The following is a 22,724-nucleotide window of genomic DNA, read 5'->3' as shown; positions in this document are numbered from 1 at the left end:
CGGAGGCAGCGGAGGCAGCGGAGGCAGCGGGGGCAGCGGGGGCAGCGGCAGCATGAGCGGCGAGGGCGGCAGGGGCACGAGTGGCGCGGGGCTCGACGGCGGGAGCGACGACGGCAAGCTCGTCGGCGTCGTGCTCGTCTCCCACAGCGGGCCCGTCGCCGAGTCCGTGGCGACCCTCGCGACGGGGCTCGCCGGGGGCGGCACCGCGCCGGTGGCCGCCGCGGGCGGCACGGAGGGCGGCGGCCTCGGCACCAGCTCCGAGCTGATCGCCGCCGCCGCGCACCGGGTCGACCGGGGCGCGGGGGTCGCGATCCTCGTCGACCTCGGCAGCGCCGTCCTCACGGTCAAGGCCCTCCTGGCCGAGGGCGACGAACTCCCGGACGGCGCCCGCCTCGTCGACGCGCCGTTCGTGGAGGGCGCGGTGGCGGCGGTCGTGACGGCGTCGGCGGGCGCGGACATCGCGGCGGTGGAGGCGGCGGCGCGGGAGGCCTACGCGTACCGGAAGGCGTGAGGGGGCCGAGCCGCCCCGAACAGCCACGAACAGCCCCTCATCGCACCCCCGTTCCACTCCACCTCTTGATGTGCCCCCGTCACCCCTGTCAAATTGGTCCGGACCAATCGCGTCGAGTGGAAGGCACGACCGTGCGACGGACCCCCCACCCGCCCCGCCACCGGCTCCCCCTGAAGTCCGCCTGCCTCACTGTCACCGCGGCGGTCTTCGTGCTGAGCTCCTGCGCCTGGGGCGGCGACGACGGCAAGAGCACGCGGATACCCTCCGCGCCCCGCGGCCTCACCGTGCAGGCGGGCAGTGCCACGTCCGTGCACGTGATGTGGAACAGCACCACCGACGGCTCCGACGTCACCGGCTACGAGATCTACCGGGGCACCGCCAAGGTCAAGGACGTCCCCGCCGACCGGCACATGGTGGACATCACCGGCCTCAAACCGAAGGCCACCTACACCTTCTCCGTCCGGGCCCGCGACGGCGACGGCAACGTCAGCCCCGACAGCAAGAAGCTGCGGGTCACCACGCCCGCGGCGACCACCGCCGACCGGAAGGCCCCGGCAAGTCCGCGCACGCTGCGCGGCGAGGCCCAGGGCGGGCACGCGGCGACGCTGGCGTGGGATGCGTCGAAGGACAACCGCAGCGTCGCCTCGTACGAGATCTACCAGGGCGGGTCGAAGATCCACAGCGTGGGCGGGGGCACCACCGACACGCTGATCACGGGCCTGCGGCCGGGCACCACGTACAGGTTCACCGTGAAGGCGCGCGACGCCGCCGACAACTTCTCGGCCGCGAGCCCCGCCGTGCGCGTCCGGACGGCCGCGGGCAAGGACAGCGGGCGCGCCACCGCCCCGGCCGACTTCACGGCGCGGACGCACAAGTCCGGTGACGGGGCGTACTACATCGACCTGACGTGGAAACCCCCGCACACCGGCGGGGCGGTGACGGAGTATCAGATCCACCTGGACGGCAAGAGCGCGACCTCATTGGTCTTCGGCGGCACTGCCCCCCAGGACAAGGCGAAGCACAGCTTCTACGTCGGCCGGAAGTCCGGCGACACGCACCGGGTGAAGCTCCGCGCCAAGCTGCCCGACGGCACCTGGGGCGGCTACTCCCCCGAACGGACCGTCACCACCGCACAGAGCGGGCCGAAGTAGGTGATCTCGTTCCGCTCCATGAGCCGGTTTCGGCCTTTATGATCACCGCGGGCCCCCAGGGGGGAGGCCCGTAGGGATCAGGAGGGGTACATGTCCGGAGTCTCCAGACGGTCATTGCTGGGCTACTCGGGTTCGGCGGCGGCGGGCGCGGTGCTCGCCTCCGCGGGTACGGCACAGGCGGACGACAAGGGCGGCGCCGCGGCCGCGCAGACCGCCGAGGGCAGCCAGTCGGCGGTGGCGTTCGAACCGGGGACGCAGTTCAGCGGGCGCGTCCAGCACGGTTCGGGCTACGCGGAGCTGTCCATGACCTTCAGCGTCCGGGTCGAGGAGCCCTCCGGGCAGCAGGAGGTCACGCCCGCGGACATCGCGGAGGCCCTCAACGACCTCGCCGCCAAGCGCGGCTGGCCGCCCATCACCTTCTACGGGACGCCGCCGAAGGTCCGGCTGAACTGACCCGGGCAGCCGACGACGAAAGCCACCCCCGCACCGGACGCCGATCGGGTGCGGGGGCGCCCGGCCAGGGCCTAGTCACCCGGCCGGGCGGCGGTGCGCCGACCCCGACGGGGCCCGCCCCGCGCTCCCCCGCCGCACCAGCAGCTCCGCCGCCCGCAGGCACCACGCACGCGTCTCGCTCTCGAACGCGAGCCCGCGCTGGCAGGTCAGATAGGGGCCGATCCGCTGCCCCGTCAGCAGGAACTCCTCCTCGTCCACGTCCCCGCGCAGCCGCCGCAGCAGCTTGCCGAGTACCTCGACCTTGGCCTCGGCGACCGCCGCGCGCTCCTGGAGTTGGGCGATCACCGGCGTCGCGTCGACGCCGTCGACCGCCTGCACCTTGACCAGGAGGTCGTCCCGGATGAAGGACGGCTTGGCGGGTGCGGTGGCGAAGCGCTGCAGTTCGGTGACGCCCGCGTCCGTGACCCGGAACATCCGTTTGTTGGGGCGTCCGTCCTGCACCACCTCGCGCCCGGAGACCAGGCCGTCGCCCTCCAGACGGGTCAGCTCGGCGTAGAGCTGCTGCGGCAGGGCGTGCCAGAAGTTGGCGACGCCGATGTCGAACCCCTTGGCCAGTTGGTAGCCGCTGAACTCGCCGTCGAGCAGTGCCGCGAGCACCGCGTGCCGCAGAGCCATGTCCGCCCTCTCCTTCGCGCTGCGCCGACCGGTCTTCCCTTCCGGGCGCCGTGCGACCATGATAGTCATAAATCTGACTACTCAGATTCTTGACTATGGAGGTTCGCATGGCCACCACCCAGTCCACCGACGCCACCAGCCGGTCCACCGACGCCGCCGCACCGTCCGCCGCTGCCGCCGCACGCTTCCGCGAAGCCGTCGAGAAGCGTGAACTCGCCGCGCTGGAGGACCTGTTCACCCCGGACATCCGCTTCTACAGCCCGGTGAAGTTCCAGCCCTTCGAGGGCCGCGAGATGGTGATCGGGCTCTTCGGGGTGCTGCTGCGCCTGTTCGAGGACTTCCGGTACGTCGGGTCCTACGAGGGCGCGGCGCAGACCAGCGCCGACGGGAGCGAGGCGGACTCGGCCGTCCTGCTGTTCCGGACGACCGTGTCCGGCAAGGAGATCCACGGCATCGACCTGCTGCACTTCGACGAGGACGGCCGGATCAAGGAGTTCACGGTGATGGTGCGCCCGCAGTCGGCGGTCCAGGCGCTCGGCCAGGCCGTGTACGCGGGCCTCGTCGCCGACGGCCTGGTGCCGCCGCCCGCCGAGGGGCAGTGACACCAGGCCGTCGCAGGAGGCCGGTTCAGGCGGGCAGGGGCACGTCCAGGCGCGCCTTGCGGTGGCTGAACGTCGCGATGGAGTGCGGGCCGTGGTAGGCACCGAGCCCGCTCTCGCCGACGCCGCCGAAGGGCAGCTCGGGGACGGAGAGATGGGCCATCGGCAGGCCGAAGCCGAGCCCACCCGACGAGGTCTCGGCGGCGAGCCGCTCCCGGGTGACGTCCGCGTCGGTGAACGCGTACAGGGCGAGCGGCTTGTCCCGGTCGTTGATGAACTCGATGGCCTCGTCCAGGCCTTCGACCTCGACGATCGGCAGCACGGGGCCGAAGATCTCCTCGCGCATGACGGGCTCGTCGGCCTTGACCCCGCCGAGCACGGTCGGCGCGATGTACTTCGTGGCCCGGTCGGTCTGCCCGCCGGTCACCAGGCGGCCCGAGCCGAGCAGCCCCGAAAGCCGGTCGAAGTGCCGCTCGTTGACGATCCGGCCGTACGCGTCCGACGCCGCCGGGTCCGCCCCGTACTGCTCCGTGATCGCCTCCGCGAGGGCGGCCTCAAGCGCGCGGGCGGTGGCCGGGGTGGTGAGGACGTAGTCGGGCGCGACGCAGGTCTGTCCGGCGTTGGCGAACTTGGCGCGGGCCAGGCGCTTGGCGACCTCCGCCACGTCCACCCCCGTGTCGACGAACGCCGGTGACTTGCCGCCGAGTTCGAGGGTGACGGGGGTGAGGTGCTCGGCGGCGGCGCGCATCACGATGCGGCCCACGGCGCCGTTGCCGGTGTAGAAGATGTGGTCGAAGCGCTGGGCGAGCAGCGCCGTGGTCTCGGGCACGCCGCCCTCGACGACGGCCACGGCGTCCGTGTCCAGGTACCGCGGCAGCAGCCGGGCGATGACCGCGGAGGTGGCGGGCGCCATCTCGCTGGGCTTGACGACGACGGCGTTGCCCGCGGCGAGCGCCCCGGCGACGGGCACCAGGAGGAGCTGCGCGGGGTAGTTCCACGGCGCGATGACGAGCACGACGCCCAGCGGGTCGACCTGCGTGCCCGCGCTGGCCCGCTCCCCGAAGACGCCGCTGACGTCGACGGACTGCGGGCTCAGCCACTCCTCCAGGTGGTCGAGGGTGTGGTCGATCTCCCGGACGGTGAAGTCGACTTCGGAGCGGTACGCCTCGGCGCGCGGCTTGCCGAGGTCCGTGTGCAGGGCGTCGGCGATGTCCTCGCGGTGCTCGGTGAGCAGGTCGCGCAGCCGGGTGAGCTGGCGTACGCGCCAGTCGAGGGGGCGGGTGCGGCCGGTGCGGAAGGTGGCGCGGAGGCGGGTCACGAGGGCGGCGGGGTCCTCGGGCGTGCCGTCGGAGCCGGAGGCGTTCGTGGGGGTGGCGCTGGCGTTCATGAGGTCCTCAGGAGTGTGACTCGGGTGCGGGCAGGAGCCCGGTGAGCAGGGCGTAGGTGGCGGGGCGCAGCAGGTGCGCCGCGTCGGGGAGGGATTCGAGGCCGATGACGAGGGCGAGGCAGATGTCGGCGGCCCGGGCGGGGGTGAGGGGGGTGCCGTCGGGAGTGGGGATGGGGGTGGTCGCGGGGGTGGTCGGACTGCTCCCGGTGGGGGCCGTGGGCCGGGTGGGGTCCGTCGGCGGGACGGGCTCCGCGGGCCGGGCGAGCCCGGTCGCCTCCGTGGGCCCGGCCGTCACAGCCGCCACCCCCGTCCCGGCGAACTGCTCGGCCAGCAGCCCCCGGATCCGCTCGGTGAACGCGTCGCAGATGTCCCCGGAGAGCCGTGCCTTCGCGTCGAGCAGCTCCGCGGCGTGCGACGAACCGCCCGCGATGTCCAGGACCAGGTCGAGCTTCGCGGCCATGATGCCGTGGATCCGCTCGGCGGGCGGCGCGTCGCAGGCCGCGGCCGCCGCGGCCCGCTCCAGCGCCCGGTCGTGCAGGCGCCGGGCGAGCTGCCGGACGGCGTCGTCCTTGCCGCGTACGTACTGGTAGACGGCGGACCGGGACACACCCATCTCGCCCGCGATGTCATCCATCGTGGTGCGCCGCACGCCGTACCTGCTCAGGCACGTGTAGGTCGCGTCGAGGACATCGGTGAGCCGGTCGTTGGCCATGGCTCAGCCCAGCGCCGTGACGATGCGGGCGGCGAGCGGGGCGGCCGACGCCGGGTTCTGGCCCGTGTACAGGTTGCCGTCGGCGATGACGTGCGGCGCCCACGCCTCGCCCTCCTGGAAGTCGACGCCGAGGGCGACGAGCCGGTCCTGGAGCAGCCACGGCGCGCGGTCGGCGAACCCGGACTGGGTCTCCTCGGCGTTGCTGAACGCGGTCACGCGGCGGCCCGCGAAGGGCGAACCGCCCTCGGCGTCGGCGGTGGCGAGCAGCGCGGCGGGGCCGTGGCAGACGATGCCGAGGGGCTTGCCGGACGCGAGGGCCGCGACGAGGAGGGCGCCGGACCCGGCGTTCACCGCGAGGTCCTCCATCGGACCGTGGCCGCCGGGGTAGAACACTCCGGCGTAGTCGTCGAGCTCGACGTCCGCGAGCGCCACGGGGCGCTTCAGCTCGGTGACGCCCGCGAGGACGGCGGCGATCGCGTCGGCGTTCTCCTGACCGCCGTTCAGCTCGGGCGCGAGGCTCGCCGGGTCCATCGTCGGCGCGACGCCGCCGGGCGTCGCCACCACGACGTCGTACCCGGCCGCCACGAAGGCCTGGTACGGGGCCGCGACCTCCTCGGCCCAGTAGCCGCTCGGATGCGCGGTGCCGTCGGCCAGCGTCCATACGTCGGAGCCGGTGACCACCATCAGGATCTTCGCCATAACCCTCTCCTCGTCTCGCTTTGTCTCGCTCGTCTCGCGTGACGCCCTGACATTTCATACGCAGAACGTCAGCTCGCCGGTAGTTCGAAGGTAGGCGGCCGAGCCATAGAGTTCCAATACGATCTCCGGTATGCCCCATAGAGATTCCAATGGCACGAGCTCAGCGCGGGGGCGCCGCGCACGGCCCGCGTCGCCGCCCGCCGACCGGGGCCGGTCCGCGGCCGCCGCACCCGCCGACGCCGCCCCGGCACGCGCGCCGCTCGACCTGTCCCTACTGCGTACCTTCCTCGCCGTGCACCGCTCCGGCTCCTTCACCGCCGCCGCACGGGTGCTCGGCCTCTCGCAGCCGACGGTCACGACGCAGATCCGCTCCCTGGAGCAGCAGCTCGGGCGGGAGCTGTTCGAGCGCCGGCCCCGCGGCGCCGTCCCGACGTCCGTCGCCGACGAACTGGCCACGCAGGTGGCGGCCCCGATCGACGCGCTCGCCGCCGTGGCCGACCGCGGCCCGTTCGCCGCCGAGCAGCGCCCCGAGCCGGTGCACCTGGCGGGACCGGCCGAGCTGGTGTGTGCCCGGGCGCTGCCCGCGCTGGCGCCGCTCACCGACCAGGGGGTGCGGCTGCGGATCACCATGGGCCTCACCGACGAGCTCCTCGACGGCCTCCGCGGCGGCCGCTTCGACCTGGTGATCTCCACGCTCCGGCTGCGCGGGCGCACGTTCAGCGCGGTGCCGCTCGCGGACGAGGAGTTCGTGCTCGTCGCCTCGCCGGGGTGGGCGGAGCGCATCGGCGCGCACCGGGTCACGGCCGAGGGTCCCGCCGCGCTGCGCGGGGTGCCGATCGTCGCGTACGCGGACGACCTGCCCATCGCCCGCCGCTACTGGTGGCACGTCTTCGGCGAGCGCCTGACCGAGCAGCCCGCGATCACCGTGCCGGACCTGCGCGGGGTGCTCTCGGCGGTGGCGGCCGGGGCGGGTATCACCGTGCTGCCGCGCTATCTGTGCCTGGACGAGCTGGCCTCGGGCGCCCTGGTGCCGCTGCTGCTGCCCGAGGACCCGCCGATCAACACGGGCTATCTGGCGCAGCGGCCGGGCGCCTCGGCCAATCCGCATGTGCTCCTCGTCCGCGACCGGCTGCTGCAGGCGGGGCCTTCGTGGTGACGTCCGCGCCGCGGGTGGGCGGCCGGCCCGGGTGACATCGGGTCAGCCGTCCGCCGCACCCCGGGCGCGCCCCTGAACGGCGGTCGGCTCTCGGCCGGACGATGGACTCCGTCACCTGCCCGGGGGCAGTCCGCATGCGGTACGGCCTGACGCCGCGTTGGCTCGTCGTCAGGTAGCACGGACGATTCCCAATTCCGGCGGCGCACGGGACGTACCGCCAACCGTGCCACCGGAGGGCAGACGCATGCGTATTACCCAGATATCGCTCCGCTCCGGCCTTGCCGTGGCCGCCGTCGCAGTCCCGCTGGCACTGACCGCCCCGTCGGCGGTCGCGGGACCGGGGATCAACGTGACCGTCACCGGGTCGACCGTGCAGGTCACCACGACTGCCTGTCCAGCCGGGGGCAAGGCCGCGCTGATGAGCAACGGCAATGCCAGTTTCGCCTCGGGGCGGCAGACCCAGCTCACCGGCGGCAGTGCCTCCTGGTCGGGTGTCAGTGCCGGCACCCATACGGTGGTGGTGCTCTGTCAGGACGGTTCGGCGGCCGGTTCGCAGTCGGTCACGGTCGGTACGACGGCCACGACCTCGTCGACGACGGCCCCCGCGCGCGGTGTGCGCGGCGGCATCGGCGGCGCGGTCGAGGACTACGGCACGATCACGCTGGTCGCGGGCGGGGCCCTGGTGGCCGCGGGCGTGACCGGCGGCGTGTGGTTCTTCCGGCGCCGGACGGTGCACCGCCACTTCTGACCCGTCCACCTCTCCGGCCGGGGTCCTCCCGGCCGTCTCTCCGGCCGGGGTCCCCCTCGGCCCTCACTTCGGCCGGGCTCACCCCCGGCCACCGAACGGCCCGTGCCCGGCCCCGGCACTCCCACCGGATCCGGGCCCGGGCCTTCGCACGTCCGGGGCAGGGCCGACCGGCCTCACCGGACCAGGCCCTCGCACGTCCGGGCGGGGCCGACCGGCCGCCCGCTGACGTGCCGCGCGCCGCCACCACCCGACGGGCTCCCGCCGCATGGCCGCGTGCATGGTCGCGTGCATGGTCGTGGACATTCCAACCCCGCTCCTGGAGCCTGTCCTTGTGGACTCGTCCCTGACCACGTTCCTGCTGCCCGCCGTCCTCGCCGTGATCATGTTCGGCCTCGGACTCGGCCTGACCGTGGCCGACTTCCGCCGGGTCACGGCCCATCCGCGGCCGGTGGCCGTCGCCCTCGGCTGCCAGTTGCTGCTCCTGCCCGCCGCCTGTCTGGGCCTGGTCCTCGCCTTCGACCTGAGCCCGGCGCTCGCCGTCGGCATGATGCTGCTCGCGGCCTCCCCCGGCGGCACGATGGCCAATATCTTCAGCCACCTCTTCGGCGGCGACGTCGCCCTCAACGTCACGCTCACCGCCATCAATTCGGTGATCGCCGTCGTCACGCTGCCGATCGTCGTGAACCTCTCCCTCGACCACTTCATGTCCGGCACCGACGAGGCGCTGGGGCTGCGCTTCGACAAGACCGTGCAGGTCTTCCTCGTCGTGCTGGTGCCGGTGGCGGCGGGCATGCTGGTACGTCAGCGCCATCCGAACTTCGCGGAGCGCTCCACCCGGGCCGTCAAGCTGACGGCGGTGACGGCGCTCATCGGCGTCATCATCGCCGCCGTCGTCACCGAGCGCGAGAACGTGCTCGGCTATCTCGCCGACGTCGGCCTCGTCGCGTTCCTCTTCGCCGCGATCTCCCTCACCATCGGCTACGGAGCGACCCGCCTGGCCCGTGGCGACCACCGGCAGTCCGTGGCCACCTGCTTCGAGATCGGCATGCACAACACCACGCTGTCGATGGCCATCGCCCTCAGCCCCTCCCTCCTCGACAGCACCCGGATGGCCATCCCCTCAGCGGTGTACGCGGTGGAGATGTTCATCATGGCCATGGCCGCGGGCTTCCTGCTGCGCCGGATCGCCCCGCCCGAGACCGCCGCCGTCAGCACGAAGGCCCTGCCCGCCTAGGCGTTCATCGACGCGCCGACGGGCAGGGCGCGTCCGACAGGGCAGCCGCCCCGCCCCTGGTCCCACGTGACGCCATGGGGGCCGTAAGACTTTCGTCATGAGATTCCGGGAGTGCCGGGCACTCCGTCAGCCGTCTTACAGAGACAGCGGCAGCAGCACACTCGATCTTTGCGGAGGCACGACATGGGACGCGTACGGAGCACACTCGGCAGGCCATGGTTCCTCACCGTGTTGTGCACGGGTGTGGTGCTCGCGGGTGTGGGGCTGTACTGGTTCCAGCCGTGGAAGCTGTGGGTGGACGAGACCGTGCGGGACCCGCTGCCCGTCGCGGCGGCCGGGAACGGTGCGCGGGTCGAGCCGAAGGAGCTGGCCAACGGGAAGCTGATCAGCCACGAGCACGAGACCAGCGGCTCGGTCCGCATCCTGCGCCTCGCGGACGGCACCCGCGTCCTCCGCCTGACGGACCTGGAGACGAGCAACGGCCCCGCCCTGCGGGTCTGGCTCAGCGACGCCGAAGTGAAGCCCGGCAAGGACGGCTGGCACGTCTTCGACGACGGCCGACACGTCAGCCTGGGCGAGCTCAAGGGCAACAAGGGCGACCAGAACTACCCGCTGCCCGCCGACGTCGACCTCGACAAGTACCGCAGCGTCACCCTCTGGTGCGACCGCTTCGACGTGTCCTTCGGCGCCACGGAACTGACCCGCGCCTGACCGCGCTACGCAGACGTCCTGGCGGGCGGCTGCCAGCCGCCCGCCAGCATGTCGAAGACAGCCTCGACCGCGGCCCGGTGGTCCTTCTGCCCCTGCGCGAGGACCGGAACGTCGAGGGCGAAGCGGGCGAGTGCGGCACAGGCGAGGTTGCCGTGCGCCACGCCGCACTCGTCGGCGAGGGCCGCGCTGAGGGTGTCGGTGTGCCGGATCCACATGCGCTCGGCGTACGCGCGCAGCGCCGGGGTGGAGTCCACGAGCTGGTTGAACGCTTCCCGTTGCGGGTGTGCCGCGATCGGCAGCCAGGTGTCCAGTACGTGCTGTCGCAGGGCGTCCAGGACGCTCTGGTCGGCGTCCCGGTCGCGCACCGCGGCGACCAACTGGGCGTCCGTGCTCTCCTCCCGGTCGAAGACGAGGGCTTCCTTGCCGGTGAAGTGCTTGAACACCGTGGTGGTCGACACGTCGGCCGCGTCGGCGATGTCCCGGATGCTCACGGCGTCGTAGCCGCGCTCCAGGAAGAGGTGCAGGGCGGCGTCTGCGATCGCTTGCCGGGTGGCCGCTTTCTTGCGTTCGCGGCGGCCGATGGGGGGCTCGGTCATGGGCGTGATCCTAGCCGATGGCGGCATCCGTAGCTTAGTGACATGTGCAGCTTAATGGCATCTGCCACTTAGCTAACTTCACCACTCAGTTGTCGAATTACACTTTTGCACCTACTCTCCTTTCCATGACTTCTCCGCACCCTTCCCGCGCCCGGATCAGCGTCATCGGGGCCGGTCCCGGCGGGCTGACCTGCGCCCGCGTCCTGCAGCGGCACGGCCTCACGGTCACCGTCCACGACCGCGACACCGGCCCCGACTCCCGTGACCAGGGCGGCACGCTGGACCTGCACGCCGACAACGGCCAGATCGCCCTGCGCTCGGCCGGACTGCTTGACGAGTTCTTCGCGCTCGCCCGCCCCGAGGGCCAGGAGATGCGCCTGCTCGACCCGGCAGGCACCCGCACGTCCCACCAGGTCCCGGCGCCCGGCGAGACGTTCAAGCCGGAGATCGACCGGGGGCGGCTGCGCGACCTCCTGCTCGGCTCCCTGACGCCCGGCACCGTGCGCTGGGGCCGGGCCCTTGAGCGCGTCAGCGGACCCGCCGCGGGGCCGCGGCGGTTGCACTTCGCCGACGGCACCACCGTCGAGGCCGATCTGGTCATCGGCGCCGACGGCGCCTTCTCCCGGGTCCGCCCGGCCGTCTCCCCCGCGGTGCCCGCGTACACCGGCGTGAGCTTCCTGGAGGCGTGGTTCGACGACGTCGACAACCGGCACCCCGAGATCGCGGACCTGGTCGGCCCGGGCGGCGCCCACGCCGCCGACGGCGAGCGTGCCGTGTTCGCCCAGCGCAACGGCGGCGCCCACATCCGCGTCTACCTCATCCAGCGCGTCCCGGTCGACTGGATCCGCGCGAGCGGCCTGACGCCCCGGGACACCGACGGCATCCGCGCCCTGCTCCTGGAGCGCTACGCCCACTGGTCACCCCGGATGCGCCGGATGATCACTGACAACGACGGCCCCTACGTCGACCGCCCGATCCTCGCCCTGCCGGTGCCGCACACCTGGCCGCACCACCCCACGGTGACGCTCCTCGGCGACGCCGCCCACCTCATGCCGCCGCTCGGCGTCGGCGTCAACCTCGCCATGCTGGACGCCAGTGAACTCGCCCTCGCCCTCGCCGAGGCGGCCACCGTCGACGACGCCGTCCGCGCCTACGAAGCGGCGATGCTTCCCCGCTCGACCGAGACGGCCAAGCTCCTCGACAGCGGCGCCGAGGGCCTGTTGGACACCGACGACGGGCCGGGCGCCGGGGACGGGCCGAGCACCGGATACGGGCGGAGCACCGAGATCAGCGGATGAGCGAGCGGCCGGTGGGCGCGAGCCGGAGCACCTGCGGCGCCGCGATCTGCTTCCGCTCGATACCCGGCAGGACCTCGTCCCGCGCGACGGGATGGGCCCGCACCTCGGCGACGTGACGACGCTGAGCCCGCTCGTCCGGATACGAGGTGAGGACCACGGCGACGTTCTCGCCGGTGCGGACCGGCAGTCTGGTGAAGGTGTTGGGCGCCGCCTCGGTGGTGAGGACGGCGAGCGGCGCGGGTCCCGTGCTCTGGAGGACGGGGAGCAGTCCGTCCTGGATCAGTGCGACGCCGTCGGAGCGCCCGGGCGGGAAGGACCAGACGGCGGCGGACACGAACCGGTCCGGTGCGGGGGCGCCGGCGCGGGGACGTTCGGCCGGGGAGACGGTGAGATCGTTCGCCGCCGGTACGGGGCGCAGCAGCAGGACGTCGTCGGAGTCGGCCATGGTGGCGTTGGCCCGGGGACCGTGCTCGGCCCAGACGGGGCCGCCGTAGAAGGCCGTCAGCGCGCGGTGGCGTGCCGCCATGTCCTCGAATCCGCGCAGCCAGACGAAGCGGTCGGGATCGTCGAGGTCCCGGAACTGGCCGAGCACGCTCATCCCGGTCGCTTCCTGGGTCTCGACGAACTCCCGGTCGAACAGCTCGATGAGCTCGTCGCGCCGTCCGGGCCGCAGCGTGTACTGGCGAAGCTCGACGACGGCGGGAGGGCTGACGGGGGCATGAGGGGGCACGGCGGGCTCCTGTTCGGTGCGCATGCGCCGACCGTAGGGAAGCCGTGTGCCAGGGGCTGTCAGTGTTTCCGGGGAGAATGTGCGCATGTCCGCCGGTCGCTTGCTGTCGCTGCTGCTGTTGCTGCAGTCCCGTGGCCGCGTGTCCGCGCGCGGCATCGCCGACGAGCTGGGGGTTTCCGTGCGGACCGCCTACCGTGACGTGGCGCGGCTGCAGGAGGCCGGGATCCCGGTCTACGCGGAGCCGGGCCGCACGGGTGGCTATCAACTCCTCGACGGCTACCGCACCCGTCTCACCGGGATGAGCGAGGGCGAGGCGCGGGCGCTGTTCTTCGCCGGACTGCCCGGCCCCGCCGCCGAGTTGGGCCTCGCGGACGAGGTGGCGGCGGCCCGGCTGAAGCTCCTGGCCGCGCTGCCGGCGGGACCGCGCGAGGAGGCGGCGCGGACCGCCACGGTGTTCCACGTGGACGCTCCCGGCTGGTACCGGGAGCCCGAGGAGACACCCCATCTGCCCCTGTTCGTCGACGCGGTGCTCGCCCGGCACGCGGTCGACGTGCGCTACCGCCGCTGGCGCGCGCCGCAGGAGGTGAGCCGCCGCCTCCACCCCTACGGCCTGGTCCTCAAGTCCGGCACCTGGTACCTCGTGGCCGCCACGGACAGCCGGATCGCGACGTACCGGGTCACCCAAGTCCTGGACGCCACCCCGAGCGACGAGCGGTTCGACCGGCCGCGCGACTTCGACCTGGGCGCGTACTGGGCCTCGTACCTCGACGACTTCCAGCGCCGCCGCCACACCGGCACCGCCACCATCCGCCTCTCCCCGCGCGGACTGCGACGCCTGCCCGACAACGTCCCCCCGGAGGTGGCGCGGGCCGCCGCGGCCACCGCGACCCCCGTCGGCGACGACGGCTGGGTCGAGGCCGTCATCCCGACCGAGAGCACCGACCATGCCTGCGGCGAACTGCTCCGCCTCGGCGTCGACGTCGAGGTCGTCGCCCCGCCGGAACTGCGCCGGGCGATGGCCACCACCGTGGACGTGCTCGCCCGCGCCTACGGGGTGCGCTGACGCTCGGCCCCGCGGAATCCCCCGGCTCCGGTGCGGGCGTCGCACCCTTGTCCACTCGCCCTTCGCGACTTACGGTCCTCCCAGCCGCCGACGGGGAGGGACCTCCATGCCACGACCGCTCAGCGTTCAGCTCTACTCCGTACGCGACGAGTTCACCGCCGACCGCGCGGGGACCCTGGGCCGACTGGCGGAGATGGGATACGGCGCGGTGGAGGCGTACGACGTCACCGACGACGCGGCCGGGCTCCGGCGCCTCGCCGACGACCTCGGCCTCACCGTGTCCGGCGCGCACGCCGTGCAGCTCCTCACCGGTGAACCGGGCCCCGTCCTCGACGCGGTGGCGACGCTCGGCACGCCGCTTGCGATCGTCCCCGCCGGATTCCCGCACGAGGACTTCACGACGTACGACGGCCTGGCCCGCGTCGCCGACCGCCTCGGCGGCCTCGCGCGCGAAGCCGCCCGGCACGGGCTGCGGCTCGGCTACCACAACCACTGGTGGGAGGTGGAGCCGCGGCTCGCGAGCCACGGCGGCCGCCCCGCCCTGGAGGTCCTGGCCGGACTCCTGGACCCGGACGTGTTCCTGGAGGTCGACACGTACTGGGCGGCGGTCGCGGGCGCCGACGTCCCCGCCCTGCTCACCCGCCTCGGCGACCGCGTGGAGGCGCTGCACCTCAAGGACGGGCCCGGCACGAAGGACGACCCGAACGTGGCCGTCGGCGGCGGCACCATGCCCGTGCCGGAGGTCCTCGCCGCGGCGCCGGACGCCTGGCGCGTCATCGAGTTCGACGCCTGCGCGGGCGACCTGCTCGGGGAACTCGCGGCCAGCCGTACGTATGTCAGCGCCCTGGAGGCCGTGTGAACACGGGTCCGGTCGGCGTCGCCGTCGTCGGCGCGGGCGTCATCAGCGCCGAGTACCTGCGCACCCTCGGCACCTTCCCCGACATCCGGATCGTGGCCGTCGCGGACATCGTCCCGGAGCGGGCGGCCGCCGCGGCCGCCACCCATGGCATACCGCTCGCCGGTGACCTGCCCACCGTCCTCGACGAGCCGGACGTCGAGCTGATCGTCAACCTCACCGTGCCCGCCGCCCACGCGCAGGTCGCGTCGGCCGCGCTGCGGGCGGGCAAGCACGTGTACGGCGAGAAGCCGCTCACCACGGATCCCGCCGACGCCGAGAAGCTCCTCGCCGAGGCGTCCGAGCGCGGGCTGCTGCTCGGGGGCGCGCCCGACACGTTCCTCGGGGCGGGGCTGCAGTCGGCACTGCGGGCCGTCCGGGCCGGGCACATCGGCACGCCCGTCGCGGCGACGACGGCGGTGCAGAGCCTCGGCCCCGAGGCCTGGCATCCGGACCCGGCGTTCTTCTACCAGCCGGGCGCGGGGCCGCTGTTCGACCTCGGCCCCTACTATCTGACGGCTCTGGTGGCGCTGTTCGGCCGTGTGGAGCGGGTGGCGGCGACGGCGGCGCGGGCCAGAGTGCGACGCACGGTCGGGTCGGGGCCGAAAGCCGGGCAGTCGTTCCCCGTCGACGTGCCGACGCATGTGAGCGCGCTCCTTGACTTCGCTTCGGGCGCGAGCGCCAACTCGACGTTCAGCTTCGACAGTTCGCACCCGCGCATCCGGTTCGAGATCACCGGCACGGAGGGCACCCTGGCCGTGCCCGACCCGAACACGTTCCGCGGCCCGCTGCGGGTGCGGGCCAACGGCGACGACGCGTGGCGTGAACTGCCGGTGCGGGGGCGCACGGACGGGCGGGGGCTCGGGGTGCTCGACATGGCCCGCGCGATCCGTGCCGCCGACGATCCGCCGGGCCGCGGCGCCCGCGACACCCACCGTGCCTCCGGCGCCCTCGCCCTGCACGTCCTGCACACGATGGCAGCGATCACGCGCTCCGCGGACCGCGCGGAGTTCACGCGGCTCCCGGCGCAGGTCGTGCCGCCGACGCCGCTGCCGGAGGACTGGGATCCGACGGCGGTGACGCTCGGGCGGTGACCGGGCGGGCGGCGACGGGCCGGGGCCGGGGCGCGGCCCCGCCCCACAGCCGCCCCAACGCTCCCCCGGACTCCCCTCGGGTTACTCCCCCGGAGTCCCCTGGGTCTCCGCCAACTCCTCCAGCGTCCGCGTGAGCCACTGCGTCCAGAACGTCTCCAGGTCGATCCCGGCCCGCAGCACGACATGGCGAAGCCGGTCCTCGATGGCGTCCCTGCCGGGCGGGAAATCGCGCCGCTCGATCTCCTCGTACTCGGCCAACTGCTGCTCGTGCAGGGCGAGATGGCGGCGCAGGTCCGCCTCGATGCCGTCGGTGCCGACGACGGCCGCGGCGCGCAGCCGAAGCAGCAGGGTGTCGCGCAGGGGTTTGGGGTCCTGGCTCGCCGCCGTCCAGCGGGCCAGTTCGGCGCGGCCCGCGGGCAGCACCTCGTACTCCTTCTTCTGCCCGCGCGTCGCCTGCGCGGACGGCAGCGCGCGGGTGAGCCCGTCGCGCTCCAGCCTGCCGAGCTCGCGGTAGATCTGCTGGTGCGTGGCCGACCAGAAGTAGCCGATCGACCTGTCGAACCGCCGAGTCAGCTCCAGACCCGAGGACGGCTTCTCGAGCAGGGCGGTGAGGATCGCGTGCGGGAGTGACATGTCGGCATCCTAGGGACGGAGCGTGACCACCCGGTGGTGCGGGCGCGCGGCCGTCGGGGCGACGGCCGCGCGGCCCGGTGCCTCACAGCGCGGCGGCCAGCTCCGTGCCCTGCTTGATGGCGCGCTTGGCGTCGAGTTCGGCGGCGACGTCGGCGCCGCCGATGAGGTGCGCGTCGACCCCGGCGGCGATGAGCTCCTCGTACAGGCCGCGGCGGGGCTCCTGGCCGGTGCAGAGGACGACCGTGTCGACGGGGATGGTGCGCTGCTCGTCGTCGACGGTGATGTGCAGGCCCTCGTCGTCGATGCGGTCGTAGGTGGCGCCCTTGACCATGGCGACGCCGCGGTGGCGCAGTTCGGTGCGGTGGATCCAGCCGGTGGTCTTGCCGAGGCCCTGGCCGACCTTCGACGTCTTGCGCTGGAGGAGGTGGACAGTGCGCGGCGGCACGGGGCGGACGGGCTCGGTGAGGCCGCCGCGGTCGCGGTAGTCCATGTCGACGCCCCACTGCTTGAAGTACGTCGCCGGGTCCAGGCTCGCCTTGTCGCCGCTGTCGGTCAGGTACTCCGCGACGTCGAAGCCGATGCCGCCCGCGCCGACGATCGCGACCCGCTCGCCCACGGGTGCGCCGTCGCGCAGGACGTCCAGGTAGCTGACGACGCTGGCGTGGTCGACGCCGGGGATCTCGGGGGTGCGGGGCGTGACGCCGGTGGCGATCACCACCTCGTCGTACCCGGCGGCGGCGAGCTGCTCCGCCGTCACGTGGGTGTTCAACCGGACGTCCACACCGCGGAGTTCGAGCTGCGTGCGGAAGTAGCGCAGCGTCTCGTCGAACTCCTCCTTGCCGGGGACCTTGCGGGCGATGTTGAGCTGGCCGCCGACCTCGGACGCGGCGTCGTACAGCGTCACGTAGTGGCCGCGCTCGGCCGCCGAGACCGCGCAGGCGAGCCCGGCGGGGCCCGCGCCGACGACGCCGACGCGCTTGGCGCGGCGGGTCGGGGAGAGCACCAGCTCCGTCTCGTGGCAGGCGCGCGGGTTCACCAGGCAGGAGGTGATCTGCAGGCTGAAGGTGTGGTCGAGGCAGGCCTGGTTGCAGCCGATGCAGGTGTTGATGGCGTCGGACCGCTCGGCCCGCGCCTTGGCGACGAAGTCCGGGTCGGCGAGCAGGGGACGCGCGAGCGAGACCATGTCGGCGGCGCCGTCGGCGAGCAACTCCTCGGCCAGTTCCGGGGTGTTGATGCGGTTGGTGGTGACCAGCGGCACCGACACCTCGCCCATGACCTTCTTCGTCACGAAGGTGTACGCGCCGCGCGGCACCGAGGTGGCGATGGTCGGGATGCGGGCCTCGTGCCAGCCGATGCCGGTGTTGATGATCGTGGCGCCCGCGGCCTCGATCTCCTTGGCGAGCTGGACGACCTCGTCGAGCGTGGAGCCGCCGGGCACGAGATCGAGCATCGACAGGCGGTAGACGATGATGAAGTCCGGGCCGACGCGTGCGCGCGTGCGGCGGACGATCTCGACGGGGAAGCGGATGCGGTTCTCGTAACCGCCGCCCCAGCGGTCGGTGCGCCGGTTGGTCGGCGCCGCGATGAACTCGTTGATCAAGTAGCCCTCGGAGCCCATGACTTCGACGCCGTCGTAGCCCGCGAGCTTGGCGAGCTCGGCGGCCCGCACGAAGTCCTCGACGGTCTGCTCGACCTCGTCGTCCTCCAGGGCGCGCGGCGGGAAGGGGCTGATGGGCGCCTGGATGGCGCTCGGCGCGACGAGCTGCTGGTGGTAGGCGTACCGCCCGAAGTGGAGGATCTGCATCGCGATCTTCCCGCCCTCGCGGTGCACGGCGGCGGTGACGCCCGCGTGCCGCTCCGCCTCCGCCTCGGTGGTCAGCTTGGCGCCGCCCTCGTAGGGCCGCCCGGCGTCGTTCGGCGCGATACCGCCGGTGACGATGAGGCCGACGCCGCCGCGGGCCCGCGTGGCGTAGAACTCGGCCATCCGCGCGAACCCGTCGGGCGCCTCCTCCAGGCCCACGTGCATGGAGCCCATCAGGACGCGGTTGGGCAGGGTCGTGAAGCCCAGGTCGAGGGGGCTGAGCAGGTGCGGGTAGCGGCTCACTGAGCTCATGCGGTACAGCCTCTTTCGTCCACATACGCCGGGGCGTCAGCGTCGTCGGTGTCGTCAGAACAGTTGTAGGACAGCCCTCGGCTTTATGCAACTAGTTGCACATACGGATGGCCCCGCGCGAGACGGACCTCACAGGAGCCCACCGGCCCCCGCTGGGGCTCGCTGCGGCTCGCCGGGGCCCGCTCTCCGGCCCCCTCCCCCCGGCCCGCGCGGGCCGGGCTCACAGCGGCAGCGACCGCTCCTGCACCACGTGCTTCATCACGAGCGTCGAGCTCAGCCGCTGCACTCCCGGCAGCGTCGCCAGCTCCTCGTCGTACAGCCGCTGGAAGGCCCGCAGGTCCTTGCTGACGATCCGCAGCAGGTAGTCGGGGTCCCCGAAGAGGCGCTGCGCCTGTACGACGTTGGGGATGTCGGCGACCGCGGCCTCGAAGGCGGCGACGGTGTCCCGGTCCTCCTGGCGCATGGTGACGAAGACCAGGGACTCGAAGGTCAGGCCGACGGCCTCGGGGTCGAGCACGGCACGGTAACCGCGCACCGCGCCGCGGCGTTCGAGTTCGCGCAGTCTGCGGTGGCACGGCGACAGGCTCAGGCGCACCCGCGCGGCCAGTTCGGTGACGGTCAGACGGCCGTCCTTCTGCAGCTCGGCAAGGATCTGCCGGTCGACTGTGTCCATGGGGAAGATTCTTCCACTCCCACACCCCGGCTCGGCAGATCTTGGGAGCACCTTTGGGCAGATCGCAACTAACCTCCCTCAGGCCACCGAAAAGGGAGGGAAAAACATCCATGGCCGTCAGCTCCATCACCGCCTTCTGGGCGGTGTCCGTCCTGCTCATCCTGGTCCCGGGTGCGGACTGGGCGTACGCGATATCGGCAGGACTGCGGGACCGCTCGGTGGCCCCGGCCGTCGGCGGACTCCTGCTCGGCTACGTCGGCCTCACCGCCGTCGTCGCGGCGGGCATCGCGGCCGTCGTCGCCGACCATCCGGCCGTGCTGGCCGCCCTGACGCTCCTCGGCGCGCTGTACCTGATCTTCCTCGGCGTGACGACGCTGACCCGCCCGAGCACGCCCGGCGCCGCGCCGGACGACGCGACCGGGTCCGCCGGGGCCACGGCCGGGTCCGCCGCGCACGGCCCCGCGTCCCGGCGGAGCCGCGTCCTCCAGGGCGCCGGAATCAGCGGCCTCAACCCGAAGGCCCTGCTCCTCTTCCTCGCCCTGCTCCCCCAGTTCACCCGGCCCGGCACCGGCTGGCCGCTGGCCCTCCAGATCAGCACCCTCGGGCTGGTCCACATCCTGAGCTGCGCCGCCATCTACTTGTCCGTGGGCGTGCTCGCCCGTACCGTCCTGCGCACCCGCCCGGTCGCGGCCCGCGCGGTCACCCGGATCTCCGGGGCGGCGATGATCGTGATCGGCGCGGTCCTGGTCCTGGAGCAACTGACCTGACCACACCTCGCCCCTCCCCCCTCCCTCCCCCTGAGCACCGCGTCCGAAATCCGCCAGCCGCCCGTGCCGGAACCCAGCAGACTGGTCACTGTCGAACCCGGGGAACACACCCTGGACCAGGACAGACGCACCACCGAACTGCAGGAGAGAGGACAGGCGCGATGACGATCCACACGACGTTCGACAGCCCGCTGGGGGAGCTGCTGCTCGTGGGCGAGGCGTCGGACACGGCCAAGGGCGGGACGGCGCTCGCCTCCCTGTCGATGCCGGGCCAGAAGGGCGGCGCGGTCGTCCAGGACGGCTGGGTCCGCGACGACGAGGCGTTCACGGCGATCACCGACCAGCTGCGCGCGTACTTCGCGGGCACGCTCACCGACTTCGACGTCGAGTACGCGGACGGGACGGGCACCGAGTTCCAGCGGAAGGTGTGGCTCGCCCTCGACTCCGTCCCCTACGGCACCACGACCACCTACGGAAAGCTCGCCGAACAACTCGGCCTGTCCCGGGCGGCCGTCCGCGCCCTCGGCACGGCCCTCGGCCGCAACCCGGTCCTGGTCGTCCGCCCCTGCCACCGCGTCATCGGCGCGGACGGCTCCCTCACGGGTTACGCGGGCGGCCTCGACCGCAAGAGGCAGCTGCTGGAGCTGGAAACGGGGTGAGCGCGCCGCCGGACGGCCCCGGGCTGTGCGGGGCGCGGGGAGTCAGGCACCCTTGGTGAAGATCCGCCCGGTCTCGTCGCTCCAGGCCTGGAGCCGCTGCACCTGGTCCTGGGAGGCGGCACCGCCGATCCCGACCGCCGCGCCACCGGCGGCGGCCACGGCCGCACCTCCGCCGAACGCGGCGATGCCTGCCGCGATCATGGGAATGCCGATGTAGGCACCGATGATCGTGAAGGTCAACAGGAAGCCGCAGAAGATCATCACGATCCCGATCAGCGCTCCGGCAAGACCGGACCCGCCCACCGCCGCCCCGGTGGCGACGCCGACCGCACCCACACCCATGGCCGCGCCGCCGTCGGCGCGGTAGGTCCGGGCGAGGAGCACGGCACCGGGCATGCGGTGGACCTGCGTCCACCCGTGCGCCGCCATCCAGCCGACGAACCGCGTCAGCTCCGCTTCCCGCCGCGCGGGGTCCACCGGCTCGCCGTAGCCCTCGAAGACGACACGGACAGGGCCCTCCGGCCCCCACCTAGGCGTCCTCAGCTCCGCAGTCTTCTCGGCCTTCGTGAACCTGGCCTTCCGCGTGCTGTCCCTCATGACTCCGCGCTCCGCCCGAAATGTGCCTCTTTACCCATGAGACACCTGAACCCGCCACCCACAGCCCCCGCACGGAGAACTCGCCATGAGCACCACCACAAGCCACGGAGCCGGGCCTGCCGACCGCGTCGACGCCACCGACTGGCATACCGTGGCCGACGACCTCGACCAGCAGGGCTGCGCCCTCACCGGCCCGCTCCTCACCCCCGACGAGTGCCACGAGATCGCCGCGCTCTACGACGATGTCGGCCGGTTCCGCTCCACCGTCGACATGGCCCGGCACCGCTTCGGCTCCGGTCAGTACCGGTACTTCAGTCATGACCTGCCGGATCGGATCGCCGAGCTGCGGCACGCGCTCTACCCGCACCTGCTGCGCGTCGCCCGCGACTGGGCCGCCCGGCTCGACCGGCCCGCGCCCTGGCCGGACACGCTGGACGCCTGGATCGAGCAGTGCCATGCGGCGGGGCAGTCCAAGTCGTCGCAGATCCTGCTGCGGTACGAGGGCGGGGACTGGAACGCGCTGCACCGGGACCTTTTCGGCGACCTCGTCTTTCCGCTCCAGGTCGTCATCGGCCTCGACAGTCAGGGGGCCGACTACACCGGCGGCGAGTTCCTGCTGGTCGAGCAGCGGCCCCGGGCCCAGTCACGCGGCACGGTCACCGTGCTGCCGCAGGGCCACGGCCTCGTCTTCACCACCCGCGACCGCCCCGTGCGCTCCAGCCGCGGCTGGTCGGCGGCACCGGTACGGCACGGCGTGAGCACGGTCCGCTCGGGGCTGCGGCGCTCGCTCGGCCTGGTCTTCCACGACGCGTAGGCACGAGGGTGCGGCGGGATCCGCTCCCCGGCAGCGGCAGCGCGGCCCGCTCCGGGCCAGGGCCCGCTCAGCGCAGCCCGCTCACCCGCAGCGTGATGTTGAGCCGCCCGGTGAGGCCGAGTTCCGGCGGCGCCGTGCCCGCGTACACCTTCGGCACACCGTGGTACGCGAGCCGCGACGCGCCCCCGAACACCATCAGGTCGCCGCTGCGCAGCTCCACGTCGGTGTACGGCCGCGTGCGCGTCTCGGTGTTCCCGAACCGGAAGACGCAGGTGTCGCCGAGGCTCAGCGAGACGACGGGGGCCGTGGACCGCTCGTCGCTGTCGCGGTGCATGCCCATGCGGGCGTCGGCGTCGTAGAAGTTGATGAGCGCGATGTCGTACGCGACCGGGTCGCCGTCGGCCGGGCCGTCCCCGTGCCCCGCGTCGTCGCCGTAGGCCGCCCGCACCGCCGCCCGCCCCAGCTCCGCGAGCCACCCGGGCATCGGCTTCACCGGCGCGCCGTCACCGTCGACGACCGTGCGGGCGTAGCCGTACGGGTACCAGTGCCAGCCCAGGCACACCTGCCGCGCCGTCATCGTCCCGCCGCCGGGCAGCCGGACCGTGCGCAGCCCGGCCGGGGGGCGTGCCCAGTCCCGGGCGGCGGCCACCAACTCTCGCTGCCGTTTTGGCCCGAGCCAGTCGGGCACGTGCACCGCGCCCGGCGCGACCTCGCCGCGCTCGCGCGGGAACAGCTCGCCGGTCATGGGCAGGGGGC

At 73.1% G+C, this 22,724-nt stretch carries 26 protein-coding genes; 15 read left to right on the top strand and 11 right to left on the bottom strand.

What is annotated here, in order from left to right; translation table 11 throughout:
- The first annotated feature begins 52 nt into the window (after window positions 1–52).
- From IE274_RS08940 to IE274_RS08930, 3 genes are all read left to right on the top strand, one after another.
- Window positions 53–511, top strand: coding sequence for a PTS sugar transporter subunit IIA domain-containing protein (locus IE274_RS08940; RefSeq protein ID WP_190115354.1), 459 nt, complete (start codon window positions 53–55; stop codon window positions 509–511).
- 131 nt (window positions 512–642) lie between these two features.
- Window positions 643–1,662, top strand: coding sequence for a fibronectin type III domain-containing protein (locus tag IE274_RS08935; protein WP_229909389.1), 1,020 nt, complete (start codon window positions 643–645; stop codon window positions 1,660–1,662).
- 90 nt (window positions 1,663–1,752) lie between these two features.
- Window positions 1,753–2,115, top strand: a complete 363-nt coding sequence (locus IE274_RS08930; RefSeq protein ID WP_190115073.1) for a hypothetical protein — start codon at window positions 1,753–1,755, stop codon at window positions 2,113–2,115.
- A 75-nt stretch (window positions 2,116–2,190) separates the two neighbouring features.
- Here IE274_RS08930 and IE274_RS08925 read toward each other — a convergent pair whose 3' ends face one another.
- Window positions 2,191–2,790: a PadR family transcriptional regulator gene (locus tag IE274_RS08925; RefSeq protein ID WP_190115072.1), complete on the bottom strand. Its 600-nt coding sequence runs from the start codon at window positions 2,788–2,790 to the stop codon at window positions 2,191–2,193.
- Window positions 2,791–2,897: 107 nt separating this feature from the next.
- Here IE274_RS08925 and IE274_RS08920 point away from each other — a divergent pair, with 107 nt between their 5' ends.
- Window positions 2,898–3,392 carry a nuclear transport factor 2 family protein gene (locus IE274_RS08920; RefSeq protein WP_190115071.1) on the top strand — a complete coding sequence of 165 codons (495 nt, stop codon included), beginning with the start codon at window positions 2,898–2,900 and terminating at the stop codon, window positions 3,390–3,392.
- 25 nt (window positions 3,393–3,417) lie between these two features.
- Here the strand turns inward: IE274_RS08920 and IE274_RS08915 are convergent, their stop codons facing one another.
- Genes IE274_RS08915 through IE274_RS08905 form a run of 3 tightly spaced genes read right to left on the bottom strand, consistent with a single transcriptional unit; the run spans window position 3,418 to window position 6,187 of the window.
- Window positions 3,418–4,776, bottom strand: coding sequence for an aldehyde dehydrogenase family protein (locus IE274_RS08915; RefSeq protein WP_190115070.1), 1,359 nt, complete (start codon window positions 4,774–4,776; stop codon window positions 3,418–3,420).
- A 7-nt stretch (window positions 4,777–4,783) separates the two neighbouring features.
- Window positions 4,784–5,488, bottom strand: coding sequence for a TetR/AcrR family transcriptional regulator (locus IE274_RS39345; RefSeq protein ID WP_229909387.1), 705 nt, complete (start codon window positions 5,486–5,488; stop codon window positions 4,784–4,786).
- 3 nt (window positions 5,489–5,491) lie between these two features.
- Window positions 5,492–6,187 (bottom strand): type 1 glutamine amidotransferase domain-containing protein, encoded by a 696-nt coding sequence (locus IE274_RS08905; RefSeq protein WP_190115069.1) that lies wholly within the window; start codon window positions 6,185–6,187, stop codon window positions 5,492–5,494.
- 130 nt (window positions 6,188–6,317) lie between these two features.
- On the opposite strand from IE274_RS08905, the gene IE274_RS08900 reads away from it, so the two are divergent.
- The 4 genes from IE274_RS08900 to IE274_RS08885 all read left to right on the top strand — a co-directional run bounded on the left by IE274_RS08900 (window position 6,318) and on the right by IE274_RS08885 (window position 10,036).
- Complete coding sequence (locus IE274_RS08900) at window positions 6,318–7,343, top strand: LysR family transcriptional regulator (RefSeq protein WP_190115068.1); 1,026 nt, start codon at window positions 6,318–6,320, stop codon at window positions 7,341–7,343.
- 244 nt (window positions 7,344–7,587) lie between these two features.
- Window positions 7,588–8,091, top strand: a complete 504-nt coding sequence (locus IE274_RS08895; protein WP_190115067.1) for a hypothetical protein — start codon at window positions 7,588–7,590, stop codon at window positions 8,089–8,091.
- Window positions 8,092–8,380: 289 nt separating this feature from the next.
- A complete protein-coding gene (locus IE274_RS08890; RefSeq protein ID WP_229909385.1) occupies window positions 8,381–9,325 on the top strand; it encodes a bile acid:sodium symporter family protein in 945 nt (314 codons plus the stop codon).
- A gap of 183 nt (window positions 9,326–9,508) precedes the next feature.
- Entirely contained in the window at window positions 9,509–10,036 is a 528-nt protein-coding gene (locus IE274_RS08885; RefSeq protein WP_190115066.1) for a DM13 domain-containing protein, read from the top strand.
- Window positions 10,037–10,041: 5 nt separating this feature from the next.
- On the opposite strand, the gene IE274_RS08880 is transcribed toward IE274_RS08885, so the two are convergent.
- Window positions 10,042–10,632 (bottom strand): TetR/AcrR family transcriptional regulator, encoded by a 591-nt coding sequence (locus tag IE274_RS08880; protein WP_190115065.1) that lies wholly within the window; start codon window positions 10,630–10,632, stop codon window positions 10,042–10,044.
- Window positions 10,633–10,757: 125 nt separating this feature from the next.
- Between IE274_RS08880 and IE274_RS08875 the strand changes: the two genes are divergently transcribed.
- Window positions 10,758–11,930 carry an FAD-dependent oxidoreductase gene (locus IE274_RS08875; protein ID WP_190115064.1) on the top strand — a complete coding sequence of 391 codons (1,173 nt, stop codon included), beginning with the start codon at window positions 10,758–10,760 and terminating at the stop codon, window positions 11,928–11,930.
- On the opposite strand, the gene IE274_RS08870 is transcribed toward IE274_RS08875, so the two are convergent.
- Window positions 11,920–12,684: an NIPSNAP family protein gene (locus IE274_RS08870; RefSeq protein WP_190115063.1), complete on the bottom strand. Its 765-nt coding sequence runs from the start codon at window positions 12,682–12,684 to the stop codon at window positions 11,920–11,922. The two genes, IE274_RS08875 and IE274_RS08870, sit on opposite strands and share 11 nt — an antisense overlap.
- A 61-nt stretch (window positions 12,685–12,745) precedes the next feature.
- Between IE274_RS08870 and IE274_RS08865 the strand changes: the two genes are divergently transcribed.
- The 3 genes from IE274_RS08865 (at window position 12,746) to IE274_RS08855 (ending at window position 15,712) form a co-directional block, all read left to right on the top strand.
- On the top strand, window positions 12,746–13,723 hold the full coding sequence (locus IE274_RS08865; RefSeq protein WP_190115062.1) for a helix-turn-helix transcriptional regulator: 978 nt from the start codon (window positions 12,746–12,748) through the stop codon (window positions 13,721–13,723).
- A 106-nt stretch (window positions 13,724–13,829) separates the two neighbouring features.
- Window positions 13,830–14,582 carry a sugar phosphate isomerase/epimerase family protein gene (locus IE274_RS08860; RefSeq protein ID WP_190115061.1) on the top strand — a complete coding sequence of 251 codons (753 nt, stop codon included), beginning with the start codon at window positions 13,830–13,832 and terminating at the stop codon, window positions 14,580–14,582.
- Complete coding sequence (locus IE274_RS08855; protein WP_190115060.1) at window positions 14,579–15,712, top strand: Gfo/Idh/MocA family protein; 1,134 nt, start codon at window positions 14,579–14,581, stop codon at window positions 15,710–15,712. The genes IE274_RS08860 and IE274_RS08855 overlap by 4 nt, the downstream gene beginning before the upstream one ends.
- A gap of 81 nt (window positions 15,713–15,793) precedes the next feature.
- Here the strand turns inward: IE274_RS08855 and IE274_RS08850 are convergent, their stop codons facing one another.
- The 3 genes from IE274_RS08850 to IE274_RS08840 form a co-directional block, all read right to left on the bottom strand.
- Entirely contained in the window at window positions 15,794–16,345 is a 552-nt protein-coding gene (locus IE274_RS08850; RefSeq protein ID WP_190115059.1) for a PadR family transcriptional regulator, read from the bottom strand.
- A gap of 82 nt (window positions 16,346–16,427) precedes the next feature.
- Window positions 16,428–18,449: an oxidoreductase gene (locus IE274_RS08845; RefSeq protein ID WP_307822191.1), complete on the bottom strand. Its 2,022-nt coding sequence runs from the start codon at window positions 18,447–18,449 to the stop codon at window positions 16,428–16,430.
- 229 nt (window positions 18,450–18,678) lie between these two features.
- Complete coding sequence (locus IE274_RS08840; RefSeq protein ID WP_058851171.1) at window positions 18,679–19,131, bottom strand: Lrp/AsnC family transcriptional regulator; 453 nt, start codon at window positions 19,129–19,131, stop codon at window positions 18,679–18,681.
- Window positions 19,132–19,241: 110 nt separating this feature from the next.
- On the opposite strand from IE274_RS08840, the gene IE274_RS08835 reads away from it, so the two are divergent.
- Window positions 19,242–19,898, top strand: a complete 657-nt coding sequence (locus IE274_RS08835) for a LysE family translocator (protein ID WP_190115057.1) — start codon at window positions 19,242–19,244, stop codon at window positions 19,896–19,898.
- Window positions 19,899–20,059: 161 nt separating this feature from the next.
- On the top strand, window positions 20,060–20,557 hold the full coding sequence (locus tag IE274_RS08830; RefSeq protein ID WP_190115056.1) for a methylated-DNA--[protein]-cysteine S-methyltransferase: 498 nt from the start codon (window positions 20,060–20,062) through the stop codon (window positions 20,555–20,557).
- A 42-nt stretch (window positions 20,558–20,599) separates the two neighbouring features.
- Here the strand turns inward: IE274_RS08830 and IE274_RS08825 are convergent, their stop codons facing one another.
- Window positions 20,600–21,154, bottom strand: a complete 555-nt coding sequence (locus tag IE274_RS08825) for a hypothetical protein (RefSeq protein ID WP_190115055.1) — start codon at window positions 21,152–21,154, stop codon at window positions 20,600–20,602.
- Window positions 21,155–21,239: 85 nt separating this feature from the next.
- Here IE274_RS08825 and IE274_RS08820 point away from each other — a divergent pair, with 85 nt between their 5' ends.
- A complete protein-coding gene (locus IE274_RS08820; protein ID WP_190115054.1) occupies window positions 21,240–21,968 on the top strand; it encodes a 2OG-Fe(II) oxygenase in 729 nt (242 codons plus the stop codon).
- A 67-nt stretch (window positions 21,969–22,035) separates the two neighbouring features.
- On the opposite strand, the gene IE274_RS08815 is transcribed toward IE274_RS08820, so the two are convergent.
- Window positions 22,036–22,713, bottom strand: coding sequence for an alpha-ketoglutarate-dependent dioxygenase AlkB family protein (locus tag IE274_RS08815; protein ID WP_190115053.1), 678 nt, complete (start codon window positions 22,711–22,713; stop codon window positions 22,036–22,038).
- Window positions 22,714–22,724 lie beyond the last annotated feature (11 nt).

The sequence above is a fragment of the Streptomyces flavofungini genome (genome assembly GCF_014650815.1).
In the GTDB taxonomy this organism is placed as follows: Bacteria; Actinomycetota; Actinomycetes; order Streptomycetales; family Streptomycetaceae; genus Streptomyces; species Streptomyces flavofungini.
The sequence above is the reverse complement of the archived record's forward strand: the minus strand, read 5'-3'. Positions and strand labels throughout refer to the sequence as shown.